Origin of the sequence: Bacillus sp. L_1B0_5, from assembly GCF_000836715.1 — a bacterium.
Classification (GTDB): Bacteria; Bacillota; Bacilli; order Bacillales; family Bacillaceae_G; genus Bacillus_A; species Bacillus_A thuringiensis_S.
In genome coordinates, this window is sequence record NZ_JXIS01000024.1 from 98019 (window position 1) to 115613 (window position 17595).

Below are 17595 nucleotides of genomic sequence, written 5' to 3' on the forward strand. Positions count from 1 at the left end.
AGTGTCTTACTCTGTTTCGTTCGCCCGTTATCCTTATTTGGATAGCGGGCGTTTTTTATTACTTAAAAGGAGGATTTTTCATGGATAAGTTTAAATATTCATTGCTCGTTTTATTCGGTGCTTGCAGCTACGGCATACTTTCAACTATTTTCAAACTCGGGTTCCTAAGTGGATTTTCAGCACATCAACTACTAGGGGGACAATATGTCTTCGGATGGATTGGACTATTTCTACTCGTTCTTTTCTTTTCACGTCATAAAGTAACAAAAAAACAATTCTTTTCATTACTAACCGTCGGAACAACAATGAGTATGACTGGGATTTTCTACGCTATTTCTGTAGAAGAACTACCCGCATCTATCGCTGTCGTCCTACTCTTTCAGTTCACTTGGATTGGTGTCATTATCGAAGCAATTGCAAATCGAACATTTCCAAGCCGCGATAAGATCATATCTATCCTTATTTTATTTGCTGGTACATTGTTTGCAGGTGGTGTATTTGAAGGCCTCGGACAAAGTTTTTCTACGAAAGGGATTACCTTTGGACTATTAGCTGCTGTCTCTTTTTCATTCTATGTTTTTGCAAGCGGACGCGTTGCTACAGATGTTCCCCCTTATACGAAAAGCTTTCTTATGACAACAAGTGCGACTCTTATCGTATGCCTATTCTTCCCGCCGACCTTTTTAACAGATGGTGCCCTGCAAGCCGGTTTATGGAAATATGCTTTCTTTCTCGGATTATTCGGCGTTGTTGTACCTGTCATTTGTTTTTCAATCGGTGTACCAAAGGTTGGAACAGGACTCGGTACAATATTAGGTGCAGCTGAATTACCAACTGCTATTATCGCTTCTATTACACTTGTACATGAAGTCGTAACATTCATGCAGTGGATTGGGATTGTTTTTATATTGATTGGGATTTTCACTCCTCAGCTGCTTACAGCTAGAAAAGAAAGGAAACATAATCGCGTGCATAGCGCTTGAAAAAAATGCAGAATTTATCTGGAGGTATAAATGACTATTTTAAGCATCATATTTTTTGCTATTATGTGCATCTTCTTCCTAATAAGATATATGAAAGAAAAGAAATTTTACGATTTACTTCTCATTCCCGTTTGTATATATGCAGGAGCAGTGAAAACTCCTTTCGTAGAGTACTTAAACTTTAATACTACATTTAAAATAACGTATGATATTGCAGCTATTATTCTTGTAATCCTTGCTGTACTTTTCTTTTTGAAAGATAAGAAAGAGAATCATACTGCATAACAAAAGACCTTTCATTTACTTGAAAGGTCTTTTGTTATCTCTCATTTTACCACTCCATATAACTTCTCTATCTCATGCTCAATTTGTTTTACATCAATTCGTTCAAATAATGGCTGTACGCTATCAATTCTATTCGGCAACGTATTTTGAGGTTCCCAATTTCGTTTAACAATCGACAATGTATTTCGAACTCTTTCACTTGAAAATGGTAAAAATGGTTCAAGGAGATTTGCAAAATTAGCAATAAGATAAACACAGTTATAAATCGTTTCTTCACATGAAACTGGATCATCTTCTCTTTGTTTCCACGGCTGCTTTTCATCAAAATATTTATTTGCAAAACGTACTGCATCAAATATTGTCTCTAACGCCACCTTAAATTTAGTTTGCTCAATCGCCTCTCCTACATTTTTATATAATCCTTCTACTTTATCTTTCAGCTCTATATTAATAGTCACCTTTGGTACAGTGCCATCATAATATTTTTCAATAAACTTTAATGTGCGGTTCACGAAGTTTCCATATGCTCCTAACAATTCACTATTATGACTGTAAATAAATTCACGCCATGAAAAATCAGTGTCACGATTTTCTGGTGCATTTACTGTTAAAAAGTAACGGATAGAATCTGGATTGTAACGTTCTAATATGTCAGGTACCCATACTGCCCAATTTTTACTTGTAGATAACTTTCTTTTCTCTACTGTTAAATACTCATTCGAAACGATATGACGCGGGATTGCTTCCTCTCCTATTCCAAGTAAAACCGCTGGCCAAATGATGGAGTGAAATGGAATATTATCCTTGCCGTGTACATAATATGTTTGCGCATCACTATTCCAAAACTCATGATCATCTTTTCCTGTTTCTTCAGCCCAATGTTTACTCGCTGAATAATATCCTGCCACTGCTTCTATCCATACGTAAATTTTCTTATCTTCATACCCTTTCACTGGAATTGGTACCCCGATTGGTAAATCTCTTGATACAGCCCTATCTTGTAACCCTTCCTTTACATATCTTTCCGTTAATTGAATTGCATTATCACGCCATGTTCCTTTTTCTTTTGCGATTTCTACAGCTTGTTTAATTTGCTCCTGAAATGTATGCAATGCAAAATAGAAATGCTCTGTTTCCTCTACAGATGGCGTACTACCACATAACTTACATTTCTTTTCTAACAAATCAAGAGGATCTAAAATAGCAGAACAAGCATCGCATTGATCTCCTCTTGCTGCTTCATGGCAATGTGGACATATTCCTTCTACATAACGATCCGGTAAAAACTGCGTACACGTTTCACAATACGCTTGTTCCACTGTTTTTTTATAAATATAGCCCTCTTCTAATAAACGTAAAAAAACTTTTTGAACAGTTTCATGATGATGCTCGCTATCGGTACGTGTATAGCAATCATACGTAAAACCGAGATCACGAAAACATCGCTGAAATTCTTCATGATACTTATTAGCAATTTCTTTCGCTGTCACACCTTCTTGTTTTGCTCTAATTGCAATAGGTGTTCCATTGCAGTCACTCCCTGAAACATACAGCACATTCTCACCTTTTGCCCTGTAATAACGCGCTAAAATATCTCCAGGTAATAAACTCGCAATATGGCCAAGGTGTAACGAACCATTTGCATACGGCCAAGCGCCTCCAATAAAAATACTCATCTTACATTCCTCCTTTAAAATATAAAAAGCCCCACCCCTATCTTAAAAAAGATAAGGGCGGGGCTGTATAAACAGTCGCGGTACCACCTTATTTCGCCAATTACTCACATAATTAGCCTTAACAAGTACGGAGCTCTATGCTCTTATACTGTGGTTTTGATAACGAGTACCAACTCTCGTCGCCGCCTACTATTATCATTTGATAAGTTCAGGACGAAGCTCAAAGGCCATTGTTCAAATGAATATTCTTGCTTCTTTTCAGCTACCGAAGCTCTCTGGAAAGAATATTTTCATTCTACTTTTCCTTTTCAACGCTTTTACGTATAACACGTATTTTACGACTAACTAACAGAAAAATCAAACTTTAAATCAAAAAAAACAGGAAATCCCATCCTCCCGCCGAATACCTATACGTTCACAAAAGGAGTGATAACATTGAACCAAAAACAACTAAGCACTATAAATGAAAAAAGCTGGAATACAGCTGCTTATGAAGCTTGGACGAATCGCCATGGGGCACCGGAGGATTATGCGAAAAAAATCATGGAAGATCCCACACGCGAAGTAGCACATTATTTACCTTACATACAATCTCCAAAAGGAAAATGTATTATTAATTTACTCGGCTCAAAAGGAAATAAAGCTGTTGCTCTCGCCATTTTAGGCTCTGACGTAACAGTTGTTGATATTTCAGCGAGTAATGCAAAATATGCAAATGAACTTGCAGATGCCGCAGGCGTTTCTATTCATTACATCGTTTCTGATGTACTAAATGTAAATCTCTCAAAATCATTTGATATCGTATTGCTGGAGCTTGGTGTACTTCATTACTTTCTAGATTTAAAACCACTTTTCACAAAAATCTCTCAACTACTAAAGCCTGGTGGTATACTTATCCTTCGCGATTACCATCCAATATACACAAAGCTATTAGGAGTAGATCACCCATCATTTCGAGCAAGCGGAAATTATTTCGATGAAGAATTGATTGAAGATGATGTTGCTTACAGTATTCTTCTTACAGAAGCGCAGAAAGAGTCTTTACCGAAAACAACCATCCGTCGCTGGACGTTAGGAGAAATTATTACAACGCTCGCGGAAGAACATTTTAAAATTGAAAAACTAGTTGAAGAACATGGATCTCATCAAAGATGGGTCTTCCCTTCTACTGCACCAGAAGGAATCGAAGAACGTATCCCTGGTCTATATACAATAATTGCGACAGCATGCAAAAAAGGATCCCTTCACGGATAGGATCCTTTTTGCATGCTCACGCATATAAGTTGAGGTTGGAGATTACCATAATTCTGTAGAATAGGACACAAGATATTTCAACATATCGTCTCTGACTTACGTCGTCAAAAAGGGGTATGACCAACATAACGAAGAGTAATGTTTTAGTTGATATTGATAATCGTTATCAACTAATTAGAAGTATACATGATGTTATTTCAAATTTCAATAGCATTTCTAATATTTATTTATGAATTTTATGATATGCAAATGTATACATTTTAAGAACTTTTTCTAATACCAATCTGACCCCTTCCATTATCTGCTATAATTTTCATTGAACAGATTAATAACTTCATAATAATGTTTTTATTAATTTTGTTTTTAATATCTATAAATCATAATAAATAGTTTAAATGAGGGTAGGGGTAACGATGAAATATGTTAGTATTCGAAAAAAACTACTGTTCACACTCTTAAGCATTTCTTCTTTATTTAGCATTGCTCTTATTGTTATTCTTTCATTCGCCATGAATCAAGCAAGTGAAATCGAAACGTTAAAAAATGATGTATCGAAAAGAGCGACGATTTTAAAAGAACGTGGCGATTGGTTCCAAGCACAAGTTGCTGGTTTACAAGAATATTTGCTATCACATGATCAAAAAGGATTAGATAAGTTCAACCGAGAAGGGAAAAAATTAGCTGATACTAGAGAAAAAGTAACAAGTGACAAAAAGCTCCCAGAAGGAATGAAAGAAGCCATTTTAATGGGAGGAAAATGGCGTAGCATCATAGATAATGAGGTACTACCTCTTGCGCGTGAAGGAAAATGGGACGAAGCATCTAAAATTGCGTTAGCACAAACAGATTATGTAAATGATCTTTTAGGTCGTTTTAATAAATATACAAATGAAGAAAATGAGAAACGTGACGCATTAATTGCTGATGTCGAGTCTTCTTCATCACTTATTCAATATATCATTTTCTTCTCACTCATTACATGTACATTAACGTCTATTTTATTAGCATGGTGGTTCTCTGGTAAACTCGTTAAACCAATTCGACAAATTGATGAGAAGTTAAAAGAATTAGCTTCTCAAGATGGAGATTTAACGGCTAGATTACACGTAACGAGTAAAGATGAAATTGGTGACATTGCAAATTCCTTTAATCAAATGCTCACTAACTTACAGCATATAATAAAACAAGTTCAACAAACATCAACAAGTGTAAAAGAAGCTTCCGAAAATGTATTTATCGAAACAACCGCTTCTATGGAAAATACCGCAAGGACACAAGAGACTATGAATGCTCTTGAACACAATATTCGTTCACAAGTGTCTAGCATTGAAGAAAGTTCAACCGCAATGGATGACATGGCAACGAGTGTTCAACGTATCGCTGAGTCCGCCTCTTCTGTTACTAGTTTAGCTGTCACAACTTCAGAAAAAGCAGATGATGGGAATAAAGTCATTGAGAAATCTATTACACAAATGCATACAATTAACGAAGCCGTTAACGCTACATCACAAGTAGTTGAGCGACTCATTACACATACAAATCATATCGATACTGCACTTCAATCTATTTCGAATATCGCCGAGCAAACAAATTTACTCGCTTTAAATGCTTCTATTGAAGCAGCTCGTGCTGGTGAACACGGCAAAGGATTCGCTGTTGTTGCCGATGAAGTTAGAAAACTTGCTGAACAATCTCAACTAGCCGCAACTGACATTAACCATTTACTGCATCAAATTCAAGCCGATACAAAAATAGCAAATGACATGATGACACAAGGTCAAGCAGAGGCTTCTGAAGGAATTACGGTTATTCGTACCGCCGGATCTTCATTCTCAGAAATTGTTAACCACATTAACAAAGTCTCTACGCAAATGCAAGAAATGTCTGCAACTGCTGAAGAGATGGCTGCAAGCTCTGAAGAAATGAACGCAGCTTTAAATAATATCGCTTCTATTTCAAACGAAGTTGCTGCAGAAACATCACAAACAGCACATTCGGCTGGTGATCAAGTAAACAAAATGAGTATCGTGGCTAACAAATCATCTGAAATGAAAACAATCGTACAAGAACTTGAAGTTCTCGTTTCTCATTTCAAAACAAACGCTTAAAGTGAAAATGACACGAGCTCAAAGGTATAGGAAAGCAAGTTTTACAGTCTCTCTTTTTTCACTTTAAAATATCTCTTTCTATCTCTCATTCCGTCTGCTATAATTCCTAAAGGAAATAAGAAAGCTTTATTCCAACTGGAGTAAAGCTTTCTTTCAATTTTTTACATTTATTAATTCTAATACTAAGATTTCACAAAGGAGGCTTTTTATTATATGAATTTTGTAAGTATCAGAAAAAAACTTATGTTCATGATGGGAACGATTTGCGCTTTATTCGGTATCGCCTTAGCATTTATTTTATTTTTTGCTATTGACCAATCTCGTAAAGCTGAAACATTACAAAAAGAAATTTCTCCACTGGCAACAGAATTAAAAGAGCGTGGAGACGCCTATCAAGTACAGCTCTCTGCTTTAAGAGGTTATTTACTACAACATGATCAAGTCGAATTAGACAAGTTTAATGAGATGAGTAAACGTCTTGAGGATTCAAAAGATAAACTTCTTTCTAATCCAAATGCTTCTTCCTCCGTAAAAAGCACAATGGAATTAGGGTCTACTTGGAGAAAGTTCATTGAAGAAAAAGTATTCACTCTTGCAAAAGAGCAAAAATGGGAAGAAGCTTTACAAGTAGCTTCTTCAGAAAATGGCTCTGTTTATAAAGTAATTGGTGATTTCACAAATTACAGTAATGAGCAAGCTAAATTGCGTGATCAATCTATTGAAAAAATTGATCAATCTTCACTAGGAATTGAATATGCAGTCTTTCTATCACTTGTTATTTGTATCGTCGTTGCAATTATTCTTGCATGGTGGTTCTCTGGTAAACTTGTGAAACCAATTCAACAAATTGACACGAAACTAAAAGAATTAGCCTCTCAAGAAGGTGACTTAACGGCACGTCTACAAGTAAATAGCAACGATGAAATCGGTGCTATCGCAGCATCATTTAATAAAATGTTAGAAAACCTACAACATATCATTAATCGTGTTCAAAAAACATCAGTGGAAGTACAAACCGCTTCTGAAAATATGCTAGAAAAAACGAATACATCACGCGAGGCGACAATAAGAGTCCAAAGCTCGATGTCCAACTTAAATGCAAGTATTCAATCACAAACTTCTAGTATGGAAGAAAGTTCAACTGCAATGGATGATATGGCAGTAAGTGTTCAGCGTATTGCTGAATCTGCTTCATCTGTAGCGGAACTTGCTGTTGCCACATCTGAACATGCTAGCGATGGAAGTACCGTTATCCAAAAATCTGTTTCACAAATGACAACAATACACGAAGCTGTAAATGCTACGTCAGAAGTGGTTGAACGTCTAATCACTCATACGAAATATATTGATACTGCTGTACAATCTATTTCTAATATCGCTGAGCAAACAAACTTACTTGCTTTAAATGCTTCTATTGAGGCAGCTCGTGCTGGCGAGCAAGGAAAAGGTTTTGCTGTCGTAGCTGACGAAGTTCGAAAACTTGCTGAACAATCTAAAACAGCTGCAACAGACATTAATCAATTACTACATCAAATTCAAAATGATACAGAAACTGCTAGCTCTATGATGTCTCAAGGCCGTTCTGAAGCATTTGAAGGCATTAATGTTATTCGTGAAGCTGGTACTTCTTTCTCAACAATTGTAGAACAAGTAAATAAAGTATCTACTCAAATGCAAGATATATCAGCAACTGCTGAAGAGATGGCTGCAAGTGCTGAAGAAATGAACGCTTCACTTAATAACATCGCTTCTATCTCGACTGAAGTATCCAGCGAAACCGCCGCAACAGCACAATCTGCTGAACAGAAAGTTATCGTTATGAATGAAATGACAGTAACTGCTGGAAAAATGAAACAAACAGTTGCAGAGTTAGATCAACTCGTATCTCATTTTAAAACAGAATAGCTTTTCAAAAAATATCCCCCTTTCAAAGAGGGATATTTTTTTGAGCTCATTTCCTGCACATTATGCTCATTTCCGTTATAATGAGAATCGATATCATTAAATTGTAGGAGGGGCTGCTTATGTCACAAGAAGCATTTGAAAATAAATTATTTACCAATTTAGAAGCTGTTATTGACCCTGAACTAGGTGTTGATATCGTTAATCTTGGATTAGTGTATGATGTTACAGCAGATGAAAATAATAATGCTGTCATTACGATGACTATGACTTCTATCGGTTGTCCAATGGCTGGGCAAATCGTATCAGACGTTAAAAAAGTATTATCAACGAACGTACCTGAAGTTAATGAAATAGAAGTAAATGTCGTTTGGAACCCACCGTGGTCGAAAGAACGTATGTCACGTATGGCGAAAATCGCATTAGGTATTCGCGACTAGCGGGATAAAGAAAAAAAACCTGACACTTTAGTCAGGTTTTTTCTCTTATTATTTTACGCCTACTGCATCATAAGCTTTCGTTACAGCTTGTACAGCTTTAGAGTTTTTACCATATAAATCTTCAGCTGACTGAAGAGCAGCTTGACGCATCATTTTGAAGTCAGAGTTTGCAGTTAAATATTTCGTAAGAGCGCGGTAGTAAATTTTTTCTGTCGCTTCACGGCCCACTCCAGTTACTTTCACGCCGTAATGATCTCCGCCTTCAGATACTAAATAAGCAGCTTTATTATTAATACTACTGTTAATATGAACGCCGCCATTATCAGCTGTTCCAGTATAACGTTTATTATAGTGATCTGGGTAACCTTCACCTGGTTTTAATGGGTTTGGAATAGACGCTGGATCTTTTAATGAACGAAGTGCATCGCCTGGTTTACCAGGTGTATAAATGTCAGCACCTAAATCCCAGCTCTTCTTCTCAACCATAACACCCATAATATCAGATAACGATTCATTTAACGCCCCTGACTCATTTTTATAAACAAGGTTTGCTGTATGTTCAGTTACAGCATGCGTTAATTCGTGACCGATAACATCAAGTCCAGCAGATAATGGAATGAATGTTTTTCCATCGCCATCACCATACATCATTTGTACACCATTCCAAGCCGCGTTATTCCAGCTCTCTCCTACGTGAACAGTAGAAATAAGCTTCGCACCTTTATCATCGAAAGAGTTACGATTAAATGTCTTTTTGTAGTAATCATATACTTTTCCTGCATTTACATGCGCATCAACTGCAGCTTTATCTTCGAAGAACTTAGATTTACTTTCAACTTCTTCTCCTGTATATCCAAGCCATTGCGAGAATAAATTAAACCAGTTCTCGTCCATATTCTCTGCATCAAATGTATGGATACCTTGTCCTCGTTTACCATCAAACAAGTTGAATTGTCCTGTTTTCGTATCTTGAGCAATTTCAAATGATTGTCTAGCTCCTAATACTCCGTAACCAAATCCAGTAATGTTATCTACAGCGTTATATTTCTCAATAACATTTCCATTCGTTGCATCAACAAAATAATGCCAATACCCTGGAGCTGGTTTTGAAATCGATGCCTTAACTAAGTATGCAAGGTAGTAATTACCGTCCTTTTCATATACAAATAAATCTTTTTTCACACCGTCATAACTCTTTACTTTACCAATTTCTTTCTCAATATCTGCCTTTGCAATTGTTTCTGCTTGTTCCGCAGTAATACTTGCAGCTGCAGGAATATTTTTATCATCTAAATTCGGAATAACTTGTCCGAAGAATGCTTTTACATTATTTTCTTTATCAAGTGTAACAGTTTGATCAGAACCGTACACAGGAATGTTATTATGTTTCTCAACTAGCTTCACATGTGTCGTATCAGATTCAGCGTCTTTTTCTTCCCCAACGATATTAAAATGCTTTTCAATATTTCCTGCTAATTTAAACATATCTTTCTTACTCTCTAAGTATTGAAAGACCGTCTCTTTTTTATCTAGTCCTTCCGGTGCTTTCCATTCTTCACCTATGTATGCAGGTGTTTTAAATTCTTGATGATATTGAATTTTTTGTTCTTCCGCTTTCGTTGTCGTTGCCCCAAACGCTCCAAATCCCCCGGCGATAACAGTTAACGCTAATGCTGATGAAATGACTTGCTTTTTCACTATAACATTCCCCATTCCCATAAAGATTTTTGACACTTTTATAAAATTCTGATTTTTTCAGCCGATACCTCCACCGAAAATTTGAGAAACATTTTTCAGACAATTCCAATCAAAAAAGAGGACATCCTATTGGATATCCTCTTTTTTACATATTTTATTGTTTTTTCAATTCAATTGCTAAATAATGAGATTGCTCTTTTGCTTCAATATGAATATCTTCTTCTACCGCTTCTGCTGCATCACGCATAACAAGATTTTCACCATTGATTACACTGCTTCCTTCAATTTGTACAAGGTACAATTGACGGCCTTCTTTCACTGGAAAATGAATTTCTTTTCCAGCCTCTAATGATAAGGAGTATAAATTCGCATCTTGGTGAATTTGAATTGGTGCATTTCCTTCTACTGAAGATACCATATGAAACCATTCATTTTCGCGCTTGCTCCAATCAAATTTAAACTCACCATAGTTTGGTTTATGATCCGCACGGTCTGGTAAAATCCAAATTTGTAATAAACGCAGCGTTTCATCGCCTAAATTATGCTCGCTATGAAATACACCCGTGCCAGCACTCATATATTGAACATGTCCACGCTCAATCGTTCCGCGATTTCCCATGCTGTCTTCGTGTGTTAAAGCACCATCTACAACGTAAGAAATAATCTCCATATCACGGTGCGGATGCATATCAAAACCAGTTTGTGCTGCTACTAGATCATCATTAATAACACGTAACGCTCCGAAGTTCATGTTATTTGGGTTATAGTAATTAGCAAAAGAAAAATGAAAATGTGTATTTAACCAGCCATGATTTGCTCTGCCCATATTTTTATGATCAACTTTTCTAAACATACCCTTCACCTCATACTATCTCGAATTCGAGATTTATTTTAAAATTTCTTCTTACTGTAACTTTTTTAGTAATGTTAATAATTGCTTTTGTTCCTCTATATTTAAATTATGAAACTTCTCTGCTTGGAACGTTTCTTGAGGTGGGACGATTTCCTCATATAAAGCTCTTCCCTTTTCTGTTAAAGAAATATATTTCGTAGTACCCTCTTGTTCACGCGAAATCCACTCAAGCTGCTCCATTTTATTTAAAAGCTGCGTTACATTTCCTTTCGTAACAAATAGCTTATTTCCAAGTTCTTGCTGCGTTAAACGATCATGTCCTCCAACTTGAGCTAACACATCAAACTGGGCGGCAGATACATTCCATTTCTTCAAATGCTGATTCGTCTCACGAATACTCTTATTATAAAAACGTGATAAACGAAACCATAATAGTAGCCCTAATCTATCTCCTGTTTTCATTTCATCACCTCGCTCGTTTTATACCATTAGTTTAGAACTAAACTTTATAAAAGTCAAATACTTATTTTTAATAAGCACAAAGAAAGCACAGCGCTATTTCTCCACTATGCTTTACATTAACTTTCTATTCTTATATTCATCCAATTTCCTCTCCGCGAACTTCCTCGCATCTTTTTCAATCCACCGCTCTTCGTACCGTTCACTTCCCACATACAATATATCTCTCTTATGCTGCATCGCATGGCGAAATTCATGCAGTAGCGTTTTGAGAACTTGTTCATACTCTTCCCACATACAAACGAAAATTAATTGCTTTTCTTTATGATAAAAACCACCTACTGGAAATAAGAACTCTTCTTCCTCTTCCCCTAATGATAGAAGCACATCGTTTGCATCACACGTATCACAAAAAATAACGGGCGTTTTACATGCTTCAATAAGAGAAAACAAATCCTCTCTCAGCTTTTTGACATCCCAAGGAAGCTCCGAATCCAACACATACCAATTCTCTACCTGTTGATATACATTTTGAAACTGGAGTTCCATTTTTCTATAATCCCCTTTCCAAGCACCCTTTTTCTATATGTATGCCACAATATGGTAAATATTAAACGTATTCTTTCATCCTTGAAAAAATACCAATAAAAAAGGAACCTATGTCGACATAGATTCCTTTTCCGTAATCACTTTTTTTTCATCACTTTTTTTAATACAAAATAACCAATTGCACAAACAATAGCAGCAAGTGCAAAGTATTTCACATATGGCCCCGCAACTTTATTAATGCTTTCCCACTCTGTTCCTAATTTAAAACCTAAATATACAAACACAATCGACCACGGAATAACAGCTAATGTAGTTAGCGTAATAAACTTAGCATGTGACATTTTCGCAATACCCGCTGGTATCGAAATAGCATGACGCACAACCGGAATAAAACGTGCAGTAAAGATAACGCCAGTTCCATAACGATTAAACCAATCTTCAGCATAATCAATATGTTTCTTCTGAATTAAAATATATTTTCCATATCGTTCAAGAACAGGTCTTCCTCCATATCGACCAATCCAATAAATGAATAGTTGTGCGATTACACCACCAATTGTACCGAACGCGACAGCGCCCCAAAATGTAATGCTTCCTGTTGATACTAAATAACCTGCATAAGACAATACGATTTCACTTGGAATAACCTCTAGCATTAATCCCAGCATAATTCCCCAATAACCAAGTCCTTCTAAAAAAACTAAAACTGAATGAATCAACTCTCCTAGCATCATTTACCTCTCTTTACTGTTTTCATTGCAAAAATAAAAGTACAAGCAGGAAATATCTTGTACTTTTATTTTTTAAAATTTAGTTAGTCTTCGTATCCCACTTAAAGATTTTATTTAAGAATTTATATACATTCTTCGACTCTTTTGTCAGAAGTGGGCCTAAAATGGATAGTATAAGCACGTATAGTGCTGAGAATGGTTTTAAGACTGACATTAAACCACCGGCGATACCGATATTAGCCATAATGATGGAGAACTCTCCTCTTGAAACGATTGTTAATCCGATATTTGTTGATGCTTTATGAGATAATCCAGCTTGTCTTCCTGCAATCATTCCCGCTACAAAGTTACCGATTATCGTAAGAAGGACAGCACCTAACGTTAACCATATCGCTCCGCCTAATGAGAACGGATCAATACTTAACCCGAAGCTGAAGAAGAAAATAGCTCCGAAAAAGTCTCTAAATGGAACAACAAGATGTTCAATTCGGTCACTATGCTCCGTCTCAGAGAAAACTAATCCTAGAAGAAGTGCTCCAATTGCTTCTGCAACGTGAATTGTTTCTGAAAAACCAGCAATGAAGAATAAAGAAGCAAATACTACAATAATAAAGATTTCATCTGAGCTAATATTGAGCAATTTATTTAATAACGGTGTAGCCTTTCTAGCTACTATAAAGAATAGAAGCATATATCCTAAAGCAATTCCAATTGAAGTAAGGGCACCTAAGAAGGAAGCGTGATCCCCAAGTACTAAACCAGAAACAACTGATAAATATACAGCAAGGAATATATCTTCAAACATAATAATTCCTAAAATTAATTCGGTTTCATTATTACCAGTTCTTCTTAAGTCCACTAACACTTTAGCAACGATAGCGCTAGAAGAAATCGTAATAATACCCGCAATAATTAAGATTTCTAGTAATGGGAATCCCATTATAAATCCGTATAACAAACCAAGTGAAAAGTTAATTAAAATATAAATCGTTCCGCCAATCGCAATAGAGCGTCCAGATTTAATTAGTTTTTTCATTGAAAATTCTAATCCTAGATAGAATAGAAGGAATAGAACCCCAATCCGTCCAAGGAAGGAAATTACACTTGCACTTTCAATAAATTTGAGATCGATAACACCTATTGTCGGTGCATGCGGTCCTACTAACATTCCAAGAACGATTAGAAAAGGAATTACTGAGAATTTAAATTTCCCTGCAATTACCGCTGCAATTGCCACTAAAACTAAAGCTGTACCAACTTCAAAAATTAACGTATCCATCTAGTCAGTCCCCCCTATTTGAAAGTAATTCATTAATGATTTTTTTAATTTCTTCTCTCTCACCTGAAACTACAAGCATATCTCCTTCTTCAATTACTGTTTCTGGTCCTGGATTAAATAGCTTCTTCATGTTCTTCTTCATAACTGCGATGATCGTTACGCTATATGTTTTTCTTATTTCAAGATCGCCAATTGTTTTTCCGATTGCTGGAGCTGAATTCTCCACTTTAAACCACTCAATCGCTAAACCTTCAAAAACCATCTCAACATTTTCTAACGCCCTAGGCTTATATACCATTCCACCTAATATTGCTGCGATTTGTCTTGCCTCTGAGTCACGTAGTGAAATACTCGAGATGCTTTCTTCATGGTCTGAATCAAAATGATACATTTCTCTACGTCCATCATCATGAATGACAATTACCATCTTTTCGTTACCTTTCGTAACGATTTGAAACTTATAACCAATACCCGGAAGTTCACTTTCTCTAATATTCATTTTTAGCTCCTCCACAACTTTTTTATTTTAATTTTCTGTTTTTCTGTCTTTTATTCATGCAATCAACTTTAGAAATTCTAACCACTCAGGATATTTGTGGTTTGGAAATCTTTTATTGTAATAATAAGTGGCCCCTAAAAAGATACTTAAAGATGTAATGATAAAAAATATGTTGCTTCTCATTTTCAAACTCTCAAGGCTTACTTTCAATAAAGATTCTTCTCTCAAATTATCCCCACTTTCTCGCTTTAAATTTAGTTTTTTAAAATGTAAATAATTCTAAAAATATTACGATGTAACATAATCATAACACAAAAATGATTTAAGTAACATAACTTTTTAGAAAAATTGATTCTCGTATATTTTTTGCATATAATTTTCTTATTACGAAAAAAAGGAAGTGTATTATATGGTTGATATCTTTAGCAGATTCCTTGAGGTAACGAATAATATTTTATGGTCATATATTCTTATTGCAATGCTAATCGGCTTCGGTCTTTATTTTTCTTTTAAATTAAAATTTGTCCAAATTACTCAATTCAGTGAGATGGTCAGTTTAATTAGTAAAGGATTCAATCGAAAAGAAAAGAAGAAAGATAGCATCTCTCCATTCCAAGCATTTTGCTTAAGTGCAGCAGCACGTATCGGTATCGGGAACTTAGCCGGTGTAGCACTAGCAATTTCAATGGGTGGACCTGGCGCAATATTTTGGATGTGGTTTATCGCGATTATCGGAGCAGCTACTAGTTTTGTAGAATGTACGCTTGCGCAAATTTATAAAGTAAAAGATGGAAGCAGGTTCCGTGGTGGCCCAGCATACTACATGGAAAAAGGGTTAAACAAACGCTGGATGGGTGTCTGGTTTTCACTTCTTATTACAGTTACGTACGGATTAATTTTCAATTCAGTTCAAGCCAATACAGTAACAATAGCGTTTGAAAATGCTTTTGGTCTAGAGCGAACGATCGTAGGAGCTCTATTAGCTGTATTAGTTGCAGTTATTATTTTTGGTGGTATTAAAAGTATTTCACGTATTACTGAAATGATTGTTCCTCCAATGGCAATCGTTTATATCGGTGTGGCTGTTTTTGTTGTTATAAAAAACTTCAATATGTTACCAAGCATTTTCATGGAAATATTTAATGGTGCATTCGGATTAGATCAAGCCATCGCTGGTGGTATTGGTGCAGCAATCAAATACGGAATTCAGCGCGGTTTATTTGCGACAGAAGCAGGTATGGGTAGCTCTCCTAATGCCGCTGCAACTTCAGATGTATCTCACCCCGCTAAACAAGGATTCGTTCAAGCATTAGGTGTTTTCGTAGATACATTCTTAGTATGTACATCAACAGCATTTATCGTATTATGTTCTGGACTTTACAAAGGATCGAATTTAGAAGGTATCGAATTAACACAAAACGCATTAAGTTCACAAATCGGACCGTGGGCAAGCACTTTCTTAGCTATTATTATTTTCCTATTCGCTTTCAGTTCTCTACTAGGAAACTACTATTATGGTGAAACAAATATTGCATTCATTAAAGAAAGTAAAACATGGTTAATGATTTATCGTGTTGCAGTTGTCGGAATGGTATTCTTCGGATCAATCGCTGCTCTTAAAACAGTTTGGAGTTTAGCTGATTTATTCATGGGACTAATGGTATTCACAAACTTAATTGCCATCTCATTCCTTAGCAAATTTGCTTACGCTGCATTAGTAGACTATTTGAAGCAGAAGAAACAAGGAAAAGATCCTGTCTTCGTTGCAAACTCTATCCCTGGCTTAAAGAATACAGAGTGCTGGGATGGACAGGATGTAGAAGAAAAGCAAAAAGCTGTTTAACAAATAAAAGCAGAAGCGGCTCGTTTAAAACAAGAGCCATATCTCAAACAAAGGCCCTATTACTTCACCGTAATAGGGCCTTTTATTTACAACAGTTCATAATTTGTTCAAATTAATTCCAGCAAAAGGGTTGATTTATAGAGATTACTAGATTATAATAATTATAAATTAGTAATTGATATCACATAACAACTCAAAAGGAGATTGATCATAATGAACAAACAAGTAATCGAAGTATTAAACAAACAAGTAGCAAACTGGAGCGTTTTATTCACAAAACTTCACAACTTCCATTGGTACGTAAAAGGACCTCAATTCTTCACATTACACGAGAAATTCGAAGAACTTTACACAGAATCAGCTACTCATATCGATGAAATTGCAGAACGTATTTTAGCAATTGGCGGCAAACCAGTAGCAACAATGAAAGAATACTTAGAACTATCTTCTATTCAAGAAGCAGCATACGGAGAAACTGCAGAAGGGATGGTCGAAGCAATCATGAAAGACTACGAAATGATGCTAGTCGAACTGAAAAAAGGCATGGAAATCGCTCAAGACTCTGACGACGAAATGACATCTGACCTACTACTAGGCATCTACACAGAACTAGAAAAACACGCTTGGATGCTACGTGCGTTCTTGAATCAATAATAGACTTTAAAGCAGAAGCGGCTCGTTCAGAACAGGAGGGTGTTGGAACTCCTGATTACGAGGCGCTTTTTGCCTCGAATGAAGGAGTGAAACAACCGACTGTTCTAGCCGCTGGAGCTGGATATTAATTTAAAGCGGAGGTGACTTGCTCAGAACAGGAAGGCATTGGAGCTCCTGACGAAGAGGCGTTTTTTGCCTCACAGGAAGGCGCGAAATGACCGACTGTTCTAGTCACTGGAGCTGGATATCATTAAAAGCAGAAGCGGCTCGTTTAGAGTCGCTTTTTTATGTAATGGTCGCACTTAACGGTACACGAAATTATATCAACGATTTTTCAAACATATCGATCATAACTCGCAATATATCAACGATTTTTTCATTA

Annotated in this window: 17 protein-coding genes and 1 other annotated feature; of the genes, 9 read left to right on the plus strand and 8 right to left on the minus strand. The window is 36.1% G+C overall.

From position 1 onward, the window contains the following. Positions 1-80 precede the first annotated feature (80 nt). Together RT27_RS07890 and RT27_RS07895 are read left to right on the plus strand one after the other, a co-directional pair. Positions 81-983, plus strand: coding sequence for a DMT family transporter (locus RT27_RS07890; RefSeq protein ID WP_016079809.1), 903 nt, complete (start codon positions 81-83; stop codon positions 981-983). Positions 984-1013: 30 nt separating this feature from the next. Further along, positions 1014-1268: a hypothetical protein gene (locus RT27_RS07895; RefSeq protein WP_000154123.1), complete on the plus strand. Its 255-nt coding sequence runs from the start codon at positions 1014-1016 to the stop codon at positions 1266-1268. Between the two features lie 41 nt (positions 1269-1309). Here RT27_RS07895 and metG read toward each other — a convergent pair whose 3' ends face one another. Beyond that, entirely contained in the window at positions 1310-2944 is a 1635-nt protein-coding gene (gene metG, locus RT27_RS07900) for a methionine--tRNA ligase (RefSeq protein WP_043935781.1), read from the minus strand. A gap of 50 nt (positions 2945-2994) precedes the next feature. Continuing rightward, positions 2995-3265, minus strand: a binding site (T-box leader). A 114-nt stretch (positions 3266-3379) separates the two neighbouring features. Between metG and RT27_RS07905 the strand changes: the two genes are divergently transcribed. The 4 genes from RT27_RS07905 (at position 3380) to RT27_RS07920 (ending at position 8648) form a co-directional block, all read left to right on the plus strand. Then, on the plus strand, positions 3380-4198 hold the full coding sequence (locus tag RT27_RS07905) for a class I SAM-dependent methyltransferase (RefSeq protein ID WP_029443547.1): 819 nt from the start codon (positions 3380-3382) through the stop codon (positions 4196-4198). Positions 4199-4611: 413 nt separating this feature from the next. Beyond that, positions 4612-6306 (plus strand): methyl-accepting chemotaxis protein, encoded by a 1695-nt coding sequence (locus RT27_RS07910; RefSeq protein WP_016079806.1) that lies wholly within the window; start codon positions 4612-4614, stop codon positions 6304-6306. A gap of 213 nt (positions 6307-6519) precedes the next feature. Next, the gene (locus tag RT27_RS07915) at positions 6520-8211 is read left to right on the plus strand and encodes a methyl-accepting chemotaxis protein (RefSeq protein WP_016079805.1); all 1692 of its coding nucleotides are present in this window, start codon (positions 6520-6522) and stop codon (positions 8209-8211) included. A gap of 119 nt (positions 8212-8330) precedes the next feature. Continuing rightward, positions 8331-8648 carry a metal-sulfur cluster assembly factor gene (locus RT27_RS07920; RefSeq protein WP_000076420.1) on the plus strand — a complete coding sequence of 106 codons (318 nt, stop codon included), beginning with the start codon at positions 8331-8333 and terminating at the stop codon, positions 8646-8648. Positions 8649-8696: 48 nt separating this feature from the next. Here RT27_RS07920 and nprB read toward each other — a convergent pair whose 3' ends face one another. The 7 genes from nprB to RT27_RS07955 all read right to left on the minus strand — a co-directional run bounded on the left by nprB (position 8697) and on the right by RT27_RS07955 (position 14716). Then, positions 8697-10346 (minus strand): neutral protease NprB, encoded by a 1650-nt coding sequence (gene nprB, locus RT27_RS07925; RefSeq protein WP_042969179.1) that lies wholly within the window; start codon positions 10344-10346, stop codon positions 8697-8699. A 154-nt stretch (positions 10347-10500) separates the two neighbouring features. After that, on the minus strand, positions 10501-11199 hold the full coding sequence (locus RT27_RS07930; RefSeq protein WP_000488928.1) for a pirin family protein: 699 nt from the start codon (positions 11197-11199) through the stop codon (positions 10501-10503). A gap of 51 nt (positions 11200-11250) precedes the next feature. Beyond that, positions 11251-11661: a MarR family transcriptional regulator gene (locus RT27_RS07935; protein WP_016079803.1), complete on the minus strand. Its 411-nt coding sequence runs from the start codon at positions 11659-11661 to the stop codon at positions 11251-11253. Positions 11662-11772: 111 nt separating this feature from the next. Then, positions 11773-12207, minus strand: coding sequence for a DUF3920 family protein (locus RT27_RS07940; RefSeq protein ID WP_043935782.1), 435 nt, complete (start codon positions 12205-12207; stop codon positions 11773-11775). Between the two features lie 137 nt (positions 12208-12344). Further along, the gene (locus RT27_RS07945; protein WP_000900216.1) at positions 12345-12938 is read right to left on the minus strand and encodes a DedA family protein; all 594 of its coding nucleotides are present in this window, start codon (positions 12936-12938) and stop codon (positions 12345-12347) included. 79 nt (positions 12939-13017) lie between these two features. Beyond that, positions 13018-14217: a cation:proton antiporter gene (locus RT27_RS07950; RefSeq protein ID WP_000380223.1), complete on the minus strand. Its 1200-nt coding sequence runs from the start codon at positions 14215-14217 to the stop codon at positions 13018-13020. A gap of 4 nt (positions 14218-14221) precedes the next feature. Continuing rightward, positions 14222-14716, minus strand: a complete 495-nt coding sequence (locus RT27_RS07955) for a cation:proton antiporter regulatory subunit (RefSeq protein ID WP_016079800.1) — start codon at positions 14714-14716, stop codon at positions 14222-14224. Positions 14717-15125: 409 nt separating this feature from the next. Between RT27_RS07955 and RT27_RS07960 the strand changes: the two genes are divergently transcribed. The 3 genes from RT27_RS07960 to RT27_RS35150 all read left to right on the plus strand — a co-directional run bounded on the left by RT27_RS07960 (position 15126) and on the right by RT27_RS35150 (position 17341). Continuing rightward, on the plus strand, positions 15126-16559 hold the full coding sequence (locus RT27_RS07960) for an alanine/glycine:cation symporter family protein (protein ID WP_016079799.1): 1434 nt from the start codon (positions 15126-15128) through the stop codon (positions 16557-16559). 213 nt (positions 16560-16772) lie between these two features. Continuing rightward, positions 16773-17213, plus strand: a complete 441-nt coding sequence (locus RT27_RS07965; protein WP_016079798.1) for a Dps family protein — start codon at positions 16773-16775, stop codon at positions 17211-17213. Beyond that, positions 17183-17341 (plus strand): NADH dehydrogenase, encoded by a 159-nt coding sequence (locus RT27_RS35150; protein ID WP_080990856.1) that lies wholly within the window; start codon positions 17183-17185, stop codon positions 17339-17341. Before RT27_RS07965 ends, RT27_RS35150 begins: the two co-directional genes overlap by 31 nt. The last annotated feature ends 254 nt before the right edge of the window (positions 17342-17595 follow it).